We start from the raw sequence: 18378 nt of genomic DNA on the forward strand, positions 1-18378 counted from the left end.
ACGGATCCCGCCCGTCGGTGCGTGCCGGCGGGCCGGGCACGGGGAGGTGGCATGAGCCGGCCCGGCTTCGGCGGGGGTGACCTGCCGGCGGTGTTTCCGGACTGGTCGCCCTACCAGGACCTCGAATCGGCGGCCCGGGCGTACCTGCGCGACCCCGACGTCGCGCTCGAGGCGCTCGGTGGGGTGCTGCGCGGCGCTTCGGTGCTCGGCTTCACCCTGGAACGCTTCGTCAACGAGGTCAACGGGGTGTGGCAGGAGGTCGTGGTCTGCGACGGCAGCCGCCTCGTCCTCTGGCACGGCGAGGACGTGCCGCCGGAGGACGGGCCGCCGGGCTCGATGACCTCGTCGTTGCGGGTGGTGCCGGTCTCCACGGTGACCGAGGTCGGCTGCCGGCGCCGGCTCACCCGTGCCGAGGACGGCGGGATCCGGGTCGACAGCATCGACGTCTACCTGCTGCTCACCTCGCTGGACGAGGCGCCGCCCAGCGACGAGGCGGTGGGCGGGCCCCGGCACGACGCGCTGCGCTTCGGCAAGACCCTCGACGACGGCGGCGCCGGACAGATCGCCCGGCTGGAGGAGTTCGCCCGCCTGGTCGCCTCGGTGGTTGGCCGACCGATGCTCTGAGCCGTACGCCCGGGTGGGCCGCGCAGGCGGCGTTCCCGGACGTCTCGATCCTCCCGCGCCACGGCGCGGGAGGGCCGGGCCGTCAGTCCTCCTCGGCCTCCGGGCCGGCCACCTCGACGCCGTCGCTGCCGCGCACCACGTGGATGCACTCGCCCGGGCACTCCTTCGCCGAGTCGATCACCTCGAGGCGCAGGTGCTCCGGCACGTCGACCCGACTGCCCGGCGCCATCCGCAGCTCGCCGTCGGGGCCCTTGACGTACGCCAGCCCGTCGACGTCGAACTCGAAGACCTCGGGCGCGTACTGCACGCAGAGCCCGTCGCCCGTGCAGAGATCCTGGTCAACCCAGACCTGCAACTCGTCCGTCACGACCTCCGCCACGGCGCACCCCCCATGTTCTCCCGTCCCACGCCCCGACGGTACCCGAACGCCCGTACCGGCCCCCCGGGCCACCCTTCGCGATCAAGGTTCGGTGACGAGCGCGTTGCGTGGGACCGAATCGGCCTCATAGCGGCTAGTGTTAGGGCAGAACGTTCAAGCCCCCCGGGGAGGTGGGACGTGGCACGCAGCGACGACGCGGACTCGCGCGCCGCACGGTGGGAGAAGGAGGCCCACGATCTCTCCACGCAGGTCGCGTTCCTTCAAGAGGAACTCGCTCTGGTGCGGCGCAAGTTGACCGAAAGCCCCCGACACGTCCGGCAGCTCGAAGAGCGGCTGGCGGCCACCCAGGCACAGTTGGCGCGGCTGACCGAGAACAACGACCGGCTCGTGAGCACCCTCAAGGAGGCTCGCTCGCAGATCGTGACGCTCAAGGAGGAGATCGACCGCCTCGCGCAACCGCCGAGTGGTTACGGCGTCTTCCTTGCGCGGCACGACGACGGCACGGTGGACGTCTTCACCGGCGGACGCAAGCTCCGTGTCGCCGTCTCGCCCTCGCTGGACGTCGCCGAGCTGCGGCGCGGCCAGGAGGTCCTGCTCAACGACGCGCTCAACATCGTCGACGCGTTCGGTTTCGAGCGGGTCGGCGAAGTGGCGATGCTCAAGGAGATCCTCGCGGGTCCCGACGGTAGCCCGGGCGACCGGGCCCTGGTGGTCTCGCACTCCGACGAGGAGCGCATCGTGCACCTCGCCGACACCCTGATCGGTTCGCCGATCCGGGCCGGCGACTCGCTCATGATCGAGCCCCGCTCGGCGTACGCGTACGAGCGGATCCCGAAGAGCGAGGTCGAGGAACTGGTCCTGGAGGAGGTGCCCGACGTCGACTACACCGACATCGGTGGCCTCCACTCGCAGATCGAGCAGATCCGCGACGCGGTGGAACTGCCCTTCCTGCACGCCGACCTGTTCCGCGAGCACCAGCTCCGCCCGCCGAAGGGCATCCTGCTCTACGGCCCGCCCGGCTGCGGCAAGACGCTGATCGCCAAGGCGGTGGCCAACTCGCTCGCGAAGAAGATCGCCGAGCGGGAGGGCAAGGAGAAGCACACCAGCTTCTTCCTCAACATCAAGGGCCCGGAGCTGCTCAACAAGTACGTCGGCGAGACCGAGCGGCACATCCGGCTGATCTTCCAGCGGGCCCGCGAGAAGGCCGGCGAGGGCACCCCGGTGATCGTGTTCTTCGACGAGATGGACTCGATCTTCCGGACCCGAGGTTCCGGCGTCTCCTCCGACGTGGAGAACACCATCGTCCCGCAGCTGCTCAGCGAGATCGACGGCGTGGAGGGGCTGGAGAACGTCATCGTCATCGGCGCCTCCAACCGGGAGGACATGATCGACCCGGCGATCCTCCGGCCGGGCCGACTCGACGTCAAGATCAAGATTGAGCGGCCGGACGCCGAGGCGGCCAAGGACATCTTCTCCAAGTACATCCTCTCCGGGCTGCCGCTGCACCCGGACGACCTGGCCGAGCACGGCGGCGACCCCCAGGCCACCGTCGCGGCGATGATCGACGCGGTCGTGCTGCGGATGTACTCGGAGACCGAGGAGAACCGCTTCCTCGAGGTCACCTACGCCAACGGCGACAAGGAAGTCCTCTACTTCAAGGACTTCAACTCCGGCGCGATGATCCAGAACATCGTCGACCGGGGCAAGAAGATGGCCATCAAGGAGTTCCTCACCTCCGGACGCAAGGGCCTGCGCCTGCAGCACCTCCTCGACGCCTGCGTCGACGAGTTCCGGGAGAACGAGGACCTGCCCAACACCACCAACCCCGACGACTGGGCCCGGATCTCCGGCAAGAAGGGCGAGCGGATCGTCTACATCCGCACGCTCGTCTCCGGCGGCAAGGGCGCGGAGGCCGGCCGGTCCATCGAGACCGCCAGCAACACCGGCCAGTACCTCTGACGGACACCCGCACGGGGCCCGTGGCGCGACGCGCCACGGGCCCCGTCCCGTTGGTGCCCGCCTCTCCGCCCCCGCCGCCCCGGTCCGCCGCGCCCCCATCCGCCGCGCGGCCGACTACGCTCGACGTGACGGGGGACCGGGTCGGGCGAGCGAAGCGGGTAGGTCGATGAGCGTAAGACGGATCATGGGCACCGAGGTCGAGTACGGCATCTCCGTTCCCGGCCAGGCCGGGGCCAACCCCATGGTCACCTCCTCCCAGGTGGTCAACGCCTACGGGGCGCGCCCGGAACTCAACCGGGGCGGCCGCGCCCGCTGGGACTACGAGGAGGAGTCGCCGCTGCGGGACGCGCGCGGCTTCACCTACTCCGGCGCCGCGTACGACCCGGCCGAGGCGCTCGCCGACGAGGACCTCGGGCTGGCCAACGTGATACTCACCAACGGCGCACGGCTCTACGTCGACCACGCCCACCCGGAGTACTCCACACCAGAGGTGACCAACCCGCTGGACGTGGTGCGCTGGGACAAGGCGGGGGAGCGGGTGATGGCCGAGGCGGCCCGGCGCGCCGCCACGATCCCCGGCACCCAGCCGATCCACCTCTACAAGAACAACACCGACAACAAGGGCGCCAGCTACGGCTCGCACGAGAACTACCTGATGCGCCGGCAGACGCCGTTCGCCGACATCGTCGCGTACCTGACGCCGTTCTTCGTGACCCGGCAGATCGTCTGCGGCGCCGGCCGGGTCGGCATCGGCCAGGACGGCGGGCAGAGCGGCTTCCAGATCTCCCAGCGTGCGGACTTCTTCGAGGTCGAGGTCGGCCTGGAGACCACCCTCAAGCGGCCGATCATCAACACCCGCGACGAGCCGCACGCCGACGCGGACAAGTACCGCCGGCTGCACGTGATCATCGGCGACGCGAACCTGTCGGAGATCTCCACCTACCTCAAGGTCGGCACCACGGCGCTGATCCTCACGATGATCGAGGAGAAGGCGCTCGGCCCCGATCTCGGCATCGCCGACCCGGTCAGCGAGCTGCGCGCCGTCAGCCACGACCCGTCCCTGACGCACCGGATGCGGCTGCGCGACGGGCGGCGGCTGACGGCCCTGGACCTCCAGTGGGCCTACTACGAGCGGGTCCGGTCCTTCGTGGACGACCGGTACGGCACCGACGCCGACGAGCAGACCCTCGACGTGCTCGCCCGCTGGGAGCGCGTGCTGGACAGGCTGGGCCGTGACGTCATGCTCTGCGCCGACGAGCTGGACTGGGTGGCCAAGCTGCGGCTGCTGGAGGGCTACCGGGAGCGCGAGCAGCTCGGCTGGGGCTCGCACAAGCTGCAACTGGTCGACCTCCAGTACTCCGACGTCCGCCCGGAGAAGGGCCTCTACCACCGGCTGGTCTCCCGGGGCGCGATGAAGACGCTGCTCGACGACGAGCAGACGCGTACGGCGATGACCGAGCCGCCGGAGGACACCCGGGCCTACTTCCGTGGCCGCTGCCTGGCCCAGTACGCCTCCGAGGTCGTCGCGGCCAGCTGGGACTCGGTCATCTTCGACGTGGGCCGGGAGTCGCTGGTGCGGGTGCCGATGATGGAGCCGGAGCGCGGCACCCGCAAGCACGTGGGGGCGCTCTTCGACCGCTGTGCGAGCGCCAAGGACCTGCTGGAGACCCTCACCGGCGGCTGACCGGGTCGACGATTGCCCGTCGGGTGCCGAACGCGGCGCGCGGCGGGCTTTTCGTCGCCTCCGCGAGGTAAGTTGATCGCAGGGCGATCGTGGAGGAGGCAGCAATGGCCACTCGTGACAGCGGCGGGCAGTCGCAGTCGGGCAAGTCGCGTCAGGGCGAGGAGATCGAGGACGTCACCACGGAGGCGAACCCGGAGGTCGCCGAGCGGCACGCCGAGATCACCGAGGACGTCGACGACCTGCTCGACGAGATCGACTCCGTCCTCGAGGAGAACGCCGAGGAGTTCGTCAGGGGCTATGTCCAGAAAGGGGGTGAATAGGGCCTATCCGGCGATTCGGACATGTCTCGACGGTGGGATGACCGAAACGGTGAGCGTCTTTGCCGCGACTGCGGCGTGTGGAAGCCGTTAGCGGACTTCTGCGCCAACAGCAGGCGACCGGACGGTCGAGGCAGCTACTGCAAACCGTGCTTCAACGCGCGTTCGAAGGCCAGCTACGCGAAGCGCGTCCGGGAACGTGGCGGGCGTGAGGTGCGTCAGCTACCGGCGGTGCCGGAGGGGTATCGCCGGTCTCCGGCGTGCGATGCGGTGAAGGTGCTGGCGGACTTCCCTCGTAACCGATCCGGCCGAGGCGGCCACGGCCGATACTGCAAGCCCTGCCACAACGAGAAGGGCAAGGAGTCGCGGACACGGCTCCACGGTGGCAGTCGCGAGTACCACCTGCGGCGGCGCTACGGCATCGGCGAGAAGGAGTTCCAGGAGCTCCTGGCCGAGCAGGGCGGGGTGTGCGCGATCTGTGGCACACCGGACCCCCAACATCTCGACCACGATCATCGCACCGGGTGGGTGCGCGGGATATTGTGCTTCAACTGCAACGGTGGCCTTGGCCAGTTCCGTGACGATCGGTCGCGGCTGGCCGGGGCGATCACATATCTGAGAGGAACCACGTGGCAGCGGGTTTTGATCCATCCGGGCGTCTACCAGATGTGTTCACCAACGCGGGGACGTCCTCCTTCACCTCGTTCCTGAGCAGGGTGGCCCCCGAGATGTTGCCCGGCCGCCGGCCGCTGCCGCCGGGTATGGCCGCCGACATGGCGCCGCACGCGACCACCATCGTGGCCATCTCGGCCGCCGGCGGTGTCGTGATGGCCGGCGACCGGCGGGCCACCATGGGCAACCTGATCGCCCAGCGCGACATCGAGAAGGTCCACCCGGCCGACGCGTACTCCCTGGTCGGCATCGCCGGCACGGCGGGGATCGGCATCGAGCTGATGCGACTGTTCCAGGTGGAGCTGGAGCACTACGAGAAGATCGAGGGCGCGATGCTCTCGCTCGACGGCAAGGCCAACCGGCTCGCCTCCATGATCCGCGGCAACCTGGGCGCCGCGATGCAGGGCCTCGCGGTGATCCCGCTCTTCGCCGGCTACGACCTGGCCGCGAAGGACCCGGCGCGGGCCGGGCGCATCTTCAGCTTCGACGTCACCGGCGGCCCCTACGAGGAGACCGGCTACGACGCGATCGGCTCCGGCTCGCTCTTCGCCAAGTCCGCGCTGAAGAAGCGCTTCCAGCCGGGGCTCTCCGTCGCCGAGGCGGTCCGGCTCGCGGTGGAGGCGCTCTACGACGCGGCCGACGACGACACCGCGACCGGCGGCCCGGACCTGATCCGGCGGATCTACCCGGTGGTGATGACGGCGACGGCGGAGGGCACCCACCGGCTCACCGACGAGGAGATGTCGGCGATCGCCGAGAGCGTGGTCTCCGGCCGCATGGAGAACCCGGGCGGTTGATCCGCTCCCGCCCGTACCAGTCAGCAGCCGTCAGCACAGCGCCCTAAGGAGAACCGCCGCCGTGGCCATGCAGTTCTACGCCTCGCCCGAGCAGATCATGCGCGACCGCTCCGAGCTGGCCCGCAAGGGCATCGCCCGGGGCCGCAGCGCGGTGGTCCTGAGCTACGAGGGCGGGGTGCTCTTCGTCGCCGAGAACCTCTCCAGCGCCCTGCACAAGGTCAGTGAGATCTACGACCGGATCGGCTTCGCCGCCGTCGGCCGCTACAACGAGTTCGAGAACCTGCGCCGCGCCGGCGTGCGGATGGCCGACCTGAACGGCCTCAGCTACGACCGGCGTGACGTCACGGGCCGGGCCCTGGCGAACGCCTTCGCGCAGACCCTGGGTGCCATCTTCACCGAGCAGTCGAAGCCGTTCGAGGTGGAGATCTGCGTGGCCGAGGTCGGCACCACCGCCGAGGACGACGAGCTCTACCGGCTCACCTACGACGGATCCGTCAACGACGAGCCCGGCCGGATGGCGATGGGCGGGCAGGCCGAGGCCATCACCGGCGTGCTGAAGTCCCACCACCGTCCGGACATGTCGCTGGGCGAGGCGGTCAAGGTCGCGGTGCAGGCCCTGAGCAGCGTCGGGGGAGAGGGCGGCGCCGCCCGGACCATCGCCGCCAACCAGTTGGAGGTGGCGGTCCTGGACCGCCGCCGGGTGGGGCGGACGTTCCGCCGGATCACCGGGGCCGCGCTGACCGCGCTGCTCGACGGCGACAAGGCCGAGGAGCCGGTGTCGGCCCGCCCGGAGACGCCGACCTCGCCGACCGAGGAGGCGAAGAAGCCCACCACGTCGGCCGGCTCGGCGGACCTGGAGGGCCGGGACACCACCGAGGCGTAGTGGGCACGTCCCGGCTGGGCGGTCGGGCGTGGACACGCCCGACCGCCCAGCCCGGGGCCCGCTATGGCTGCGGGTCGGCAGGGGCCCGCGCGCCGAGTTGCCGTACGGCTGCGCGCCGCCGAAGCCGTCGTACAACCCCACCGCGCCCGCCGCCACTGTTCCCGGCCGCCTCAAGGGTCGTCGCCCACGCTCTCGGGCGTCTCAGGGGCCTTCGCCGCCGCCGTGCAGGACCTTGCCCGCCCGTCGCGGATCCATGGCGCGGAGCGTCCAACCGGGACGCCTCGCGCGGAAGTGCGGCGTGGGTGGCGCGCCGCATCCGACCCGCAGGCGTACGGACGAGCGGCCGTGGCCGCCGTGCGCCCGCCGGGACCGGCGCTGCGGTGCCCTGGGTCGACCGTCACCGATCCCGTGTGAGACCGGCACGGTGTGCGCTGCCCATCTGGGGCCTCGGGCGGCTAATGTCTCATCATGGAGCGGCGAATCTTCGGCCTCGAGACCGAGTACGGCGTCACCTGCACCTATCGCGGGCAGCGGCGGCTGTCCCCTGACGAGGTCGCCCGGTACCTCTTCCGCCGTGTGGTGTCGTGGGGCCGGTCGAGCAACGTTTTCCTGCGCAACGGCGCCCGGCTCTACCTGGACGTCGGCTCGCACCCGGAGTACGCCACCCCGGAGTGCGACTCGGTGGTGGACCTGGTCGCGCACGACCGGGCCGGCGAGCGGATCCTGGAGGGTCTGCTCGTCGACGCGGAGAAGCGGCTGCACGACGAGGGCATCGCGGGCGAGATCTACCTGTTCAAGAACAACACCGACTCGGCCGGCAACTCGTACGGCTGCCACGAGAACTACCTGGTGTCGCGGCACGGGGAGTTCGGCCGGCTGGCCGACGTGCTGATCCCGTTCCTGGTCACCCGGCAGTTGATCTGCGGGGCGGGCAAGGTGCTGCAGACGCCGCGCGGGGCGGTCTACTGCCTCTCGCAGCGGGCCGAGCACATCTGGGAGGGCGTCTCGTCGGCGACGACCCGGAGCCGGCCGATCATCAACACCCGCGACGAGCCGCACGCGGACGCGGAGCGCTACCGGCGGCTGCACGTCATCGTCGGCGACTCCAACATGAACGAGGTCACCACCCTGCTGAAGGTCGGCACCGCCGACATCGTGCTGCGGATGATCGAGGCCGGGGTGGTGATGCGCGACCTGACGCTGGAGAACCCGATCCGGGCGATCCGCGAGGTGTCGCACGACATCACCGGCCGCCGCAAGGTGCGGCTCTCCTCCGGCAAGGAGGTCAGCGCGCTGGAGATCCAGCAGGAATACCTGGCCAAGGCGACCGAGTTCGTGGAGCGGCGCGGCGGCGACCAGACCGCCAAGCGGGTGGTGGAGCTGTGGGGCCGGGTGCTGCGCGCGGTGGAGACCGGCGACCTGGAACCGGTGTCGCGGGAGATCGACTGGGTGACCAAGCTGCGGCTCATCGAGCGCTACCAGCGCAAGCACGACCTGCCGCTGTCGCACCCGCGGGTGGCCCAGATGGATCTGGCCTACCACGACCTGCGCCGGGGTCGGGGCCTCTACGGGCTGCTGGAGCGGCGCGGCGAGGTGGACCGGGTGGCGACCGATCCGGAGATCTTCGAGGCCAAGGAGACCCCGCCGCAGACGACCCGGGCCCGGCTGCGCGGGGAGTTCATCCGGCACGCCCAGGAGAAGCGGCGCGACTTCACCGTCGACTGGGTGCACCTCAAGCTCAACGACCAGGCGCAGCGCACGGTGCTCTGCAAGGACCCGTTCCGGGCGTACGACGAGCGGGTGGAACGGCTGATCGCCAGCATGTGACGCCGGCCCGGTGCGGTGGCGATCGCCGTCCGGGCCGTCCGGGCCGGTAGGCTGACCGCGCCATGACGACTTCCGAACCCCCCGAGCGCGGCCAGCAGCGACAGAACTGGGCCGAGCGCCGCCGCGAGAAGATCCGCGCCGAGATCGAGCGCAACCGGCGCGGAGAGTACACGGTGCCCACCTGGGTGCTGGCGCTCGCGCTGGTGCTGATCGTGGGCGCCTGGCTCGCCCTCATCTTCCTGGTCTGACCTCGCCCGGCGGCGCGGACGGACGCCACGAGCCGGGTCGGCTTTCCCGCTGGACACCGAACCGGGTCTCCCCGGCGGCCACGAAGCGGTGCGTCCGGCCGCCGCCGAGGCCATGGGCGACGCCGCACTCTGGAAGTTGTGCCGTCCCGGCTGAGCTGGAACCGTCGTGCCCGTTCGGCATTGTCGGTGACGGGCCACGCGCGCTGCGTGGTCGCGGCAGGGAGGGTGACCGTATGGCACACATCGACCTCGGCCTCGACGAGCGGGAGCATCCGGGCATCAACGGCCCGCTGCGGTTCCGTCCCGAGACGGCCAAGCCGCTCGGCGAGCTGGCGGAGGCGCTGCTGCGCGCTCCGCACCCCACGCTGACGGCGGGGGAGCGGGAGCTGATCGCGGCGTACGTGTCGGGGCTCAACGATTGCAACTTCTGCTGTGCCTCGCACTCTGCGTTCGCGGCGGCGCAGCTGCCCTCGGGCATGCGGCTGGTGGAGCAGGTCCGTGCCGATCCGGCGGCCGCCGAGGTCAGCGAGAAGCTGCGGGCGTTGCTGGACATCGCCGGTGCCGTGCAGCGCAGTGGCCGGGAGGTGACGGCGGACCTGGTCAAGGTCGCCCGGGGCGCCGGCGCGACGGATCTGGAGATCCACGACACGGTCCTGATCGCGGCGGCGTTCTGCATGTTCAACCGGTACGTGGACGGGCTGGGCACGCTGGCCCCGGAGGACCCGGCCGTGTACGAGATGGCCGCGGAGCGCATCGTGCGGTACGGCTACGGGGCGAGCTGACCGGCGGGTCAGGACAGCAGGCGCGCGGCGTGCCGGCCGGCCGCGGCGGCGGCCAGGAAGTAGGCGTGGTCGGCGTCGAGGCCCCGACCCATGGTGGACAGCGTCACCGGGGTGTCCCGCAGCGCGGCGTCCAGCCCGTCGGTCGGGACCCGGACGACGGTGTGCCGCGCCGTGAGGGGCGCCAGCGCCGCGTCCACCTCGCCGGCCAGCGCCGGGGCCAGGCCGTCGGGCACGACCAGCTCGGCGGGGGCGAGGGCCACCCGGCCGTACGCGGTGAGGCTGTGGTGCGACACGCCCCGGTGGCGGGGCCGGGGGTCGGCGTCGGAGATCCGCAGCGACCCGACCGGGCGCCCGCCCAGCGTGGCGACGGCATTGACGGCCTCCCCGACGGCCACCCCGGAGAAGCCCCACCGGGTGCCGGTGCCCAGGTTGCCCGGTCCCTGGGCGACGATCGCCACGTCGGCGCGCAGCACGTGCCGGGCGGCCAGCAGCCCGCTGTGCACGGTGCTCGCCTCCAGGTCCCCGCCGAACGCCTGGCCGACGGTGACCGTGCCGACGAGGTGGTCGCCCAGCGCGGCGAGGGTGCGGGAGAACCAGGCCGGCAGCGCCCCGCCGTCGGTCAGCAGGTACGCGACCCGGGTGGCGGGGGCGTCGGCGTGGATGCCGGCCAGGACGGCCGGCAGCGCGGAGTGCAGGTCGGCGGTGACGACGGGCAGGCCGGCCAGGTCGTCGGCGGCCTCCATGACCGCCCGGTGCGGGGACGCCTCCTCGTCGACGCCGAGCAGGATCGGCTGCAGCGGGGTGTAGCGGGCCTTGACGAGGTGGCCGGCGTCGCGGCTGTCGAGGGCCTGCGGCGGGTCCGGGGGCAGCCGGTCGGGCAGCGCCACGACCAGGGCGTATCCGCCGGTGCCGAGGCCCATCAGCAGCGCGCCGGCGTTGAGCAGCACCCGGTCGCCGGGCTCGGGCCGCCCGACGAGCGCGGGATAGGCCAGGGCACGTACGGTGCCGCCGTCGGGCAGGTCGACGTCCAGTTCCACCGCCCCGGTCCACTGCCGCCGCAGCGCCGTCACCGTTCCCGACCGCCATCGCACCATGCCCGGCACGCTAGCGTCGCCGTCCGCGGCGGGCGCGCCCGGGGCGGTGCGGCGGGTCGGCGGTCAGCCGTCGGGGCCGCCGGGTTGCGGGGCGTCGCCGGTGCGGGTGGGGTCGAGGAAGACGTACCGGATCTGTGGGTAACGGGCGGTGAGGCGCCGCTCGGCCTGGTCGGCGGCGTCCTCGATGGTCGCGCCGCTCGCGTCGTCGTCGAAGTCCACCTTCGCGGCGACCAGGACGTCGCTCGGGCCGAGCTGCATCGTCAGCAGCGTGTCGATGCGCCGCACGGCGGGCAGGGCGGCCAGTGCCTCGGTGATTTCGCCGCGCAGCCGTTCCGGTACGGAGCGGCCGACCAGCAGCGAGATGTTGCTGTGTGCCAGGACGGCGGCCACCACGAGCAGCAGCACGCCGATCAGGACGGAGGCGGCGCCGTCCCAGAACTCGTCCCCGGTGAGCTGGGACAGGGCCACCCCTGCGGCGGCCAGCACCAGCCCGATCAGGGCGGCGCTGTCCTCCAGGAACACCGCCTTCAGGGGGGTGTCGGAGGTCAGGTGCAGGAACCGGCGCGGCGTGGTGCGCCAGCGCCGGGACTCGGCGCGGACCTGGTGCACGGCGCGGGCCAGGGAGACCGACTCGATGGCGAACGACACCGCCAACACGATGTAGGTGACCAGGTACTCGCCGCTGTGCTCGTGCACCAGGATGGTGGTGACGCCGTGGGTGATCGCGAAGCCGGCGCCGGCGACGAACGTGAACAGCGCCGCGAGGAACGCCCAGACGTAGCTCTCCTTGCCGTACCCGAACGGGTGCCGGGCGTCGGCGGGCCGCGCCCCGCGGCGCAACGCGAGGTACAGCAGCACCTCGGTGGTGGTGTCGGCGACGGAGTGCACGGCCTCGGAGAGCATCGCCGCCGACCCGGAGATCACCCCGGCGATGAGCTTGGCCACCGCGATGGCGAGGTTGGCGGCCCCCGCCACCACGACGGTGGCGACGCTCTCGGTCCCGACCTCCGGCTGGGCCACCACGTCACTGTAGGGTCGTCGGTGGCCGCCCGCCCGGCGACCGGTGAACCGGCCGGGCGCGACGCGGGGCACGTCCTGCCCGCGTGGGTGCACGGGCGCGGCGGGTGGGCTGCTAGCGTCTACCGCGTGTCGCGGACCCGCACCGAACGCCTGGTCAACCTGGTTATCTGCCTGCTGTCCACGCGGCGGTTCCTGACCGCCGCGCAGATCGCCGCGACCGTGCCCGGCTACGAGCACGATCCGGACGACGCGCGTGACCACGAGGCCTTCCAGCGCAAGTTCGAGCGGGACAAGGCCGAGCTGCGCGAGCTGGGCGTGCCGCTGGAGACCGGGACGGCGAGCGTCTTCGACGCGGAGCCCGGCTACCGGATCGCCCACCGGGAGTACGCGCTGCCCGACATCCCCCTCGAACCGGACGAGGCCGCCGCGGTCGGCATCGCCGCCCGGCTGTGGCAGCACGCGGGCCTGGCCGCCGCCGCCTCCTCCGGGCTGGCGAAGCTGCGCGCCGCCGGCGTCGACGTGGACCCGCAGGCCACGCTGGGCCTGGAGCCGATGGTCACGGTGGACCCGGCGTTCGCGCCGCTCACCGCCGCGGCCCGGGACCGGCGCGAGGTCAGCTTCGACTACCGGGTGCCCGACCGCGACGACTCGACCCGCCGCCGCCTGCAGCCGTGGGGCGTGGTCTGCTGGCGGGGCCGCTGGTACGTGGTCGGGCACGACCTCGACCGTGAGGCGACCCGTTGCTTCCGGCTGTCCCGGGTGGTCGGCGCGGTCCGGTCTACCGGCGCTCCCGGAGGTTACGAGCCGCCGGCCGGGGTCGACCTGATCAGCCACGTGGCCCGCTGGTCGGGGCCGGCGGAGCGCACCGGGCGGGCCACCGTGCTGGTCGCCGCCGGACGCGCCGCCGGGCTGCGCCGCTGGGCCGTCGACGTCACCGCCTGCCCGGAGGGCGACCGGCTCGTCCTGCCCTACGCCGACGCGGACGTCCTCGCGGGTCAGCTCGTCGGCTACGGCCCGGACGTGCGGGTCCTCGATCCGCCGGAGGTGCGCGACGCGGTGATCCAGCGGCTCAAGGAGATCGCCGCCCGGCACGACGACCTCGCGGTCGCCGGGGGTGTCCGGTGACCCGGCCCGCCGCCCGGGGCGGCTCCCGCGCGTCGGCCGACCGGCTGGCCCGGCTGCTGAACCTGGTGCCCTACCTGCTGGCCCGGCCCGGCATCGAGCTCGCCGAGGCGGCCGGGGACCTGGGCGTCACCGAGCGGCAGCTGCGCGAGGACCTGGAGCTGCTGTGGGTGTGCGGGTTGCCCGGTTACGGCCCCGGTGACCTGATCGACATGGCTTTCGACGGCGACCGGGTGACGATCACCTACGACGCCGGCATCGACCGGCCGCTGCGGCTCACCCCCGACGAGGCCCTCGCGTTGGTGGTGGCGCTGCGGATGCTCGCCGAGACGCCCGGAGTGACCAACCGGGAGGCCGTCGAGCGGGCCCTCGCGAAGATCGAGCACGCTGCCGGCGACCTGGTGGCGGCGCCGGTCGAGGTCCGGCTGCCCGCCGACACCCGGCGGGTGGCGGAGCTGCGGACGGCCGTGGAGAGCGGTCGGGCACTGCGCATCACCTACTACACGGCCGCGCGGGACGAGACCACCGACCGCGTCGTCGACCCGCTGCGGATGCTGATGGTCGGCGGGCGGGCCTACGTGGAGGCGTGGTGCCGCCGGGCGGAGGCGGTGCGGCTGTTCCGGGCCGACCGCATCGATGCCGTCGCCGAGTTGGAGGAGCGGGCGGTCGTGCCGCCGCAGGCCCGCCCGCACGACCTCACGGAGGGCGTGTTCCGCCCGTCGCCGGACCTGCCGCTGATCACCCTGCGGATCGGTCGGGGCGAGCGGTGGCTGACCGAGTACTACCCGTGCGAGCGGGTCGAGGCCGGCGGCGGCGACCAGTGGCTGGTGTCGTTGCGCGTCACCGACCTGGGCTGGGCCCGCCGGTTCGTGCTGGGCCTGGGCCCGGACGTGGCGGTGGTCGCCCCGGTCGAGCTGGCCGAGCAGGTGCGGGCCGCGGCGGTATCCGCCCTCGACGCGTACGCCTCGCCGGTGCCGGCCGCGCCACCCGTGCCCGTCGGCGGGCCGGACCCGGCGCGGGCGGTCTCCCCGGCCGACCCGGCGGTCACCGCGGGCACGCAGTAGGCTGGCCGCCGTGGTGAAGTGGATCGTGCTCGCGGTGGTGCTGTTCGCGCTCGTCGTGTTCGCCCTGGCCCTGCGGCCGGTGCTGGCGCGGCTGCCCCGGCTGCGTCGCGCGGCCGTCGCCCTGCAACGCCGGGCGACCGAGGCGGAGGCGCTGCGGGAGACCGCCGAGACCCTCCAGGCGCGGGCGGAGGCTCTCCAGGAGCAGCTCGACACCACCCAGCGGCGGCTGGCCGTGATCAAGGCGAAACGCGGCGGTTGATCGATCGGTGCCCGGTTCCTGCGCGAACCGCTCCGGTTCACGCAGGAACGATCCTGCGGCAGATGGTTGACGGGACGTCCCGCGTTGGTCAAGACTTCACCGGCCGGGACGAACCACCACCACCCGGCGGGTGGCAGCGGCCGTCGACGGACGTACGATGGGCTGCGGTACACCCCTCACGACGACACAGAGCGACTGGAGCTTCCCATGGGTGCCCTCAAGCCGTGGCACATCGCCGTACTCGTGGTCGTGCTGATCCTGCTCTTCGGCGCGAAGCGGCTCCCGGACGCGGCCCGTTCGCTGGGCCGTTCGCTGCGGATCATCAAGGCCGAGACCAAGAGCCTGCACGACGACGACCGCGATCTCGCCGAGAAGGCCGACGCGCAGTCCGGCTACCAGCCGCTCCCGCCGCAGACCGTCCAGGGCCAGCCGTACGCGCCGCCGCCCGCCGGCCAGCCGTACGCGCCGCCTCCCGCCGGTCAGCAGCCGCACGTCGCCCCGCAGCAGCAGCCGTACGCACCCCCGGTCAACGACCCGGTGCAGCGCGTCCGCGACAACTGACCGAAGGGCCCGACCCGTGGCCTTCGCCCTCAAGAAGCGTGGTCCGAGCAACTTCGAGCGGGCCGCCGACGGCTCGATGACGCTCATCGAGCACATCCGCGAGCTGCGCAACCGGCTGTTCCGCGCCTCCCTGGCTATCGCGTTCGGGCTGATCATCGGCTTCCTGCTCGCCCAGCCGGCGTTCGACCTGCTCAAGCAGCCGTACTGCCGGCTGCCCGGCATGATCGTCGACGGTGAGTGCCAGAACTTCCTGCAGCTCGCACCGACCGACGGCTTCGTCCTCAAGCTGAAGCTGGCGCTCTGGATCGGTTTGATCATCGGAGCGCCGGTCTGGCTCTACCAGCTCTGGGCGTTCATCGCGCCGGGCCTGCACCGGCACGAGCGCAAGTGGGCGTACGTCTTCGTGGCTATCGCGGCGCCCCTGTTCGCCGCCGGCGCGGTGCTGGCCTTCTTCGTGGTGGACAAGGGTCTGGCCTTCCTGCTGGAGGCCGGCGTCACCGGCACCGACTCGCAGCTCGAGGTGACCCGCTACATCTCGTTCGTCACCAACATGATCCTGCTCTTCGGGGTCGCGTTCGAGTTCCCGCTCACCCTGCTGATGCTCAACTTCACCGGGGTGGTGAGCGCCCGCCGGCTGCTCAGCTGGTGGCGGGCCGTGGTCTTCATCTGCTTCGCGTTCGCGGCGATCGCCACCCCCGACCCCGGGCCGTTCGGCATGACCCTGCTGGCGCTCTGCCTGTCGCTGCTCTATTTCGTCGCCGTCGGGGTGGCGTTCCTCAACGACAAGCGCAAGGGACGTGGCAAGGAGGTCTACGCGGGCGTCGGCGACGACGAGGTGTCGCCGCTGGAGTTCGACCCCGAGCCGGTGGAAGCCGGGCAGCGGGTGGACGCCAGCGCGCCGATCGCGGCCCCCGAGCCGGTCGCCGCGCCGGCGCCGATCGAGCGCCGCTACGACGACATGACCTGACCGGCCGGTCGTTCCCCGATCACGAACGGACACAAGCCCTCCTTCATCGGGGGGCTTGTTCCGTTGCCGCCCCGGTGCGTACGGCACATCGCGGGCGGGCCCCTAACGCACGGCGCGTCAGCCGTCAGCACCCAGTCGGCAATCCGTCACGAGGCATCCACGAGCTGCAATCGGGTAAGCAGATCTTTACGATGTGTCGACGTGTCCGACGAGGGAGGTCGCTGTCCAGTGCGTCGCCCGACGTGTGGTCGTCCAGCCGTCCCCGGGAGGGAGGCCGCCTCCCCGCTGCGGCGGCCCAGGGTGCCCGTCGCCCGGCCCGTCGTACGGCGGGGAGCCGCCGTCCCGGCTGCCGCGCACGGCCGCGTCCCGGCTGCCGCGCACGGCCGCGCCCCGGCGCCGGCCGGGCACCGCGCCGGCGCGGCCCTTCCGACAGGGACCGACGGCGGGCCGCCACCCGCGCCGGCCGCCCCGGGTGACCGCTCTCCCGGGGTGAGTGCCCGCCCTGGCTGAGTCCCGGCGGGCCCGCCCGCGCGCTCGTCCGGTCCCTCCGGCCGTTGCGCGCCGCGCCGGGCCACCCGGATGCCCCTGACCGTCGGTCGTCGTTGTCGCGCTTGATGATCCAGTCGTTCCGTCCGTCCGGCCCGCGTAGTCCCGTCAACGGGACCGCCCGCCGCCCCCGCACCCCCAGATCGGAGCCACCCGTTGATCCGCGTCGTCGTTGTCGAGGAGATGGGCCTGCTGCGCACCGCGCTGTGCGCGGCACTGTCGAGCGAGGAGGACATCGAGGTCGTCGCCGAGGTGACCGGGGTGACGGAGCTGCCCGCCCTGGTACGCCGGCACCGGCCGGACGTGGTGCTGGTGGACCTGGCGCCGGACGCCCCGCACCCGGTCGAGGTCGTCGCCGAGATCACCGGGGCGATGCCCGACACCGCCGTGCTGGCCATGGGCCGCCGGTGGAGCCAGCGGATCGTCGGGGACCTGTTGGCCGCCGGCGTACGGGGCCTGGTGGGCAAGGACGCGTCCCTGGAGGCGCTCGTCGACGCCGTCCGGGAACTCGCCGGCGGGGGGAAGGTCATCGACGCCGCCGCCGCCGTGACGGCGCTGCGCCCCGCGTCGAGCCCGCTGACGCGCCGGGAGGTGGAGGTGCTGCGGGTGGCCGCGGAGGGACTGCCGCTCAAGGAGATCGCCCGCCGGCTCTACCTGGCGCACGGGACCGTACGCAACCACCTGTCGGCGATCATGCGCAAGACCGGTGCCCGCAACCGGATGGAGGCGGTGTGGCGCGCCCGCCGCGACGGCTGGATGTAGCGGGCCGGCCCCGCCCGGGCCGGGGCGCGCCAACGCCGTTCCGCCCCCCGTCCAGCCTGGACGGTGGCGGGTCGCCCGCCGGATACGGCCTGGACGACGGCGGTCGCCCGCCGGATACCGCCCAGACGGCGGCGGGTCGCCCGCCGAGCGGAATCTGGCGGGACGTGTTTGAATTCTGACGGTCCGTGATCTGTCTGACGACGCTCCGGAGGGGTCAACGGTGATCCGTACCCTGCTCGCTCTCGACGGCGCCCTGGTCCGTGGCGCCCTGTCGCTCGTGCTCGCCGCCGAGGCGGACATCAGCGTGGTGGCGGAACTGGACCGGGGCGACGCCCTGCCACCGGCGGTCCGGACGCAGCGTCCCGACGTGGCGGTCGTGGACCTCGACCTCATCGGCGACACGGGCGTGGCGGGGCACTGCCCGTTGCTGGTGCTCGCCGACCGTCGGCGGGCGCGCAGCCTGCACCGGGTCTTCGTGCCGGGGCGCAGCGTCGGGATCCTCGGCGCCGACGTCTCCCCGCACCGGGTGCTGGACGGCATCCGGCGGCTAGCCCGCCGCGAGTCGGTGGTCGACGCCGACCTGGTGATGGCGGCACTGAGCCGGGACAGCCCGCTCACCTCGCGGGAGACGGAGATCCTCGACCTGACCGCGGCCGGGGCGCCGGTCGTGGAGGTCGCCCGGGCGCTCGGGCTCGCCCCGGGGACCGTGCGCAACCACCTCGGCCGGATCGCCCGCAAGGCGGGCGCGCGCACGAGGGTGGAGGCGGTGCGGGTCGCCCGCGAGGCCGGCTGGATCTGACGACGGGCGCCG

The 18378-nt window shown here is 72.6% G+C and carries 20 protein-coding genes; 17 read left to right on the forward strand and 3 right to left on the reverse strand.

What is annotated here, in order from left to right:
* Nucleotides 1-51 precede the first annotated feature (51 nt).
* Complete coding sequence (locus ACN27A_RS03260; protein ID WP_421449699.1) at nucleotides 52-624, forward strand: hypothetical protein; 573 nt, start codon at nucleotides 52-54, stop codon at nucleotides 622-624.
* Between the two features lie 82 nt (nucleotides 625-706).
* Here ACN27A_RS03260 and ACN27A_RS03265 read toward each other — a convergent pair whose 3' ends face one another.
* Nucleotides 707-1003 carry a ferredoxin gene (locus ACN27A_RS03265; protein WP_366643547.1) on the reverse strand — a complete coding sequence of 99 codons (297 nt, stop codon included), beginning with the start codon at nucleotides 1001-1003 and terminating at the stop codon, nucleotides 707-709.
* 177 nt (nucleotides 1004-1180) lie between these two features.
* Between ACN27A_RS03265 and arc the strand changes: the two genes are divergently transcribed.
* The 9 genes from arc to ACN27A_RS03310 all read left to right on the forward strand — a co-directional run bounded on the left by arc (nucleotide 1181) and on the right by ACN27A_RS03310 (nucleotide 10172).
* Nucleotides 1181-2962, forward strand: a complete 1782-nt coding sequence (gene arc / locus ACN27A_RS03270) for a proteasome ATPase (protein WP_421449700.1) — start codon at nucleotides 1181-1183, stop codon at nucleotides 2960-2962.
* Between the two features lie 166 nt (nucleotides 2963-3128).
* The gene (gene dop, locus ACN27A_RS03275; RefSeq protein ID WP_151455852.1) at nucleotides 3129-4646 is read left to right on the forward strand and encodes a depupylase/deamidase Dop; all 1518 of its coding nucleotides are present in this window, start codon (nucleotides 3129-3131) and stop codon (nucleotides 4644-4646) included.
* A gap of 104 nt (nucleotides 4647-4750) precedes the next feature.
* Nucleotides 4751-4966: a ubiquitin-like protein Pup gene (locus ACN27A_RS03280; protein WP_088993750.1), complete on the forward strand. Its 216-nt coding sequence runs from the start codon at nucleotides 4751-4753 to the stop codon at nucleotides 4964-4966.
* A 21-nt stretch (nucleotides 4967-4987) separates the two neighbouring features.
* The gene (locus ACN27A_RS03285) at nucleotides 4988-5674 is read left to right on the forward strand and encodes an endonuclease VII domain-containing protein (protein WP_421449702.1); all 687 of its coding nucleotides are present in this window, start codon (nucleotides 4988-4990) and stop codon (nucleotides 5672-5674) included.
* A complete protein-coding gene (gene prcB / locus ACN27A_RS03290; RefSeq protein ID WP_421449703.1) occupies nucleotides 5593-6432 on the forward strand; it encodes a proteasome subunit beta in 840 nt (279 codons plus the stop codon). Before ACN27A_RS03285 ends, prcB begins: the two co-directional genes overlap by 82 nt.
* A gap of 61 nt (nucleotides 6433-6493) precedes the next feature.
* The gene (gene prcA / locus ACN27A_RS03295) at nucleotides 6494-7315 is read left to right on the forward strand and encodes a proteasome subunit alpha (RefSeq protein ID WP_421449704.1); all 822 of its coding nucleotides are present in this window, start codon (nucleotides 6494-6496) and stop codon (nucleotides 7313-7315) included.
* A 468-nt stretch (nucleotides 7316-7783) separates the two neighbouring features.
* Entirely contained in the window at nucleotides 7784-9142 is a 1359-nt protein-coding gene (gene pafA / locus ACN27A_RS03300) for a Pup--protein ligase (protein ID WP_357881540.1), read from the forward strand.
* Between the two features lie 62 nt (nucleotides 9143-9204).
* Complete coding sequence (locus ACN27A_RS03305) at nucleotides 9205-9390, forward strand: hypothetical protein (protein WP_151455848.1); 186 nt, start codon at nucleotides 9205-9207, stop codon at nucleotides 9388-9390.
* A 233-nt stretch (nucleotides 9391-9623) separates the two neighbouring features.
* Nucleotides 9624-10172 carry a carboxymuconolactone decarboxylase family protein gene (locus ACN27A_RS03310; RefSeq protein ID WP_327028278.1) on the forward strand — a complete coding sequence of 183 codons (549 nt, stop codon included), beginning with the start codon at nucleotides 9624-9626 and terminating at the stop codon, nucleotides 10170-10172.
* Nucleotides 10173-10180: 8 nt separating this feature from the next.
* On the opposite strand, the gene ACN27A_RS03315 is transcribed toward ACN27A_RS03310, so the two are convergent.
* Together ACN27A_RS03315 and ACN27A_RS03320 are read right to left on the reverse strand one after the other, a co-directional pair.
* Nucleotides 10181-11266 (reverse strand): DUF3866 family protein, encoded by a 1086-nt coding sequence (locus ACN27A_RS03315; protein ID WP_421449706.1) that lies wholly within the window; start codon nucleotides 11264-11266, stop codon nucleotides 10181-10183.
* Between the two features lie 63 nt (nucleotides 11267-11329).
* A complete protein-coding gene (locus ACN27A_RS03320) occupies nucleotides 11330-12286 on the reverse strand; it encodes a cation diffusion facilitator family transporter (protein ID WP_421449708.1) in 957 nt (318 codons plus the stop codon).
* 126 nt (nucleotides 12287-12412) lie between these two features.
* Between ACN27A_RS03320 and ACN27A_RS03325 the strand changes: the two genes are divergently transcribed.
* The 7 genes from ACN27A_RS03325 (at nucleotide 12413) to ACN27A_RS03355 (ending at nucleotide 18366) form a co-directional block, all read left to right on the forward strand.
* Nucleotides 12413-13411 carry a helix-turn-helix transcriptional regulator gene (locus ACN27A_RS03325; protein WP_421449710.1) on the forward strand — a complete coding sequence of 333 codons (999 nt, stop codon included), beginning with the start codon at nucleotides 12413-12415 and terminating at the stop codon, nucleotides 13409-13411.
* Nucleotides 13408-14472: a helix-turn-helix transcriptional regulator gene (locus ACN27A_RS03330; RefSeq protein WP_421449712.1), complete on the forward strand. Its 1065-nt coding sequence runs from the start codon at nucleotides 13408-13410 to the stop codon at nucleotides 14470-14472. The genes ACN27A_RS03325 and ACN27A_RS03330 overlap by 4 nt, the downstream gene beginning before the upstream one ends.
* Before the next feature lie 10 nt (nucleotides 14473-14482).
* On the forward strand, nucleotides 14483-14731 hold the full coding sequence (locus ACN27A_RS03335) for a DUF5320 domain-containing protein (protein ID WP_121398246.1): 249 nt from the start codon (nucleotides 14483-14485) through the stop codon (nucleotides 14729-14731).
* 207 nt (nucleotides 14732-14938) lie between these two features.
* On the forward strand, nucleotides 14939-15292 hold the full coding sequence (gene tatA, locus ACN27A_RS03340) for a Sec-independent protein translocase subunit TatA (protein ID WP_421449714.1): 354 nt from the start codon (nucleotides 14939-14941) through the stop codon (nucleotides 15290-15292).
* 16 nt (nucleotides 15293-15308) lie between these two features.
* Nucleotides 15309-16259 (forward strand): twin-arginine translocase subunit TatC, encoded by a 951-nt coding sequence (gene tatC, locus ACN27A_RS03345; protein ID WP_421449716.1) that lies wholly within the window; start codon nucleotides 15309-15311, stop codon nucleotides 16257-16259.
* Between the two features lie 702 nt (nucleotides 16260-16961).
* A complete protein-coding gene (locus tag ACN27A_RS03350) occupies nucleotides 16962-17567 on the forward strand; it encodes a response regulator transcription factor (RefSeq protein ID WP_421449717.1) in 606 nt (201 codons plus the stop codon).
* A gap of 220 nt (nucleotides 17568-17787) precedes the next feature.
* On the forward strand, nucleotides 17788-18366 hold the full coding sequence (locus ACN27A_RS03355) for a response regulator transcription factor (RefSeq protein WP_132237485.1): 579 nt from the start codon (nucleotides 17788-17790) through the stop codon (nucleotides 18364-18366).
* Nucleotides 18367-18378: the final 12 nt, after the last annotated feature.

The organism is Micromonospora sp. WMMD737, from assembly GCF_049179055.1.
Taxonomy (GTDB): domain Bacteria; phylum Actinomycetota; class Actinomycetes; order Mycobacteriales; family Micromonosporaceae; genus Micromonospora; species Micromonospora reichwaldensis.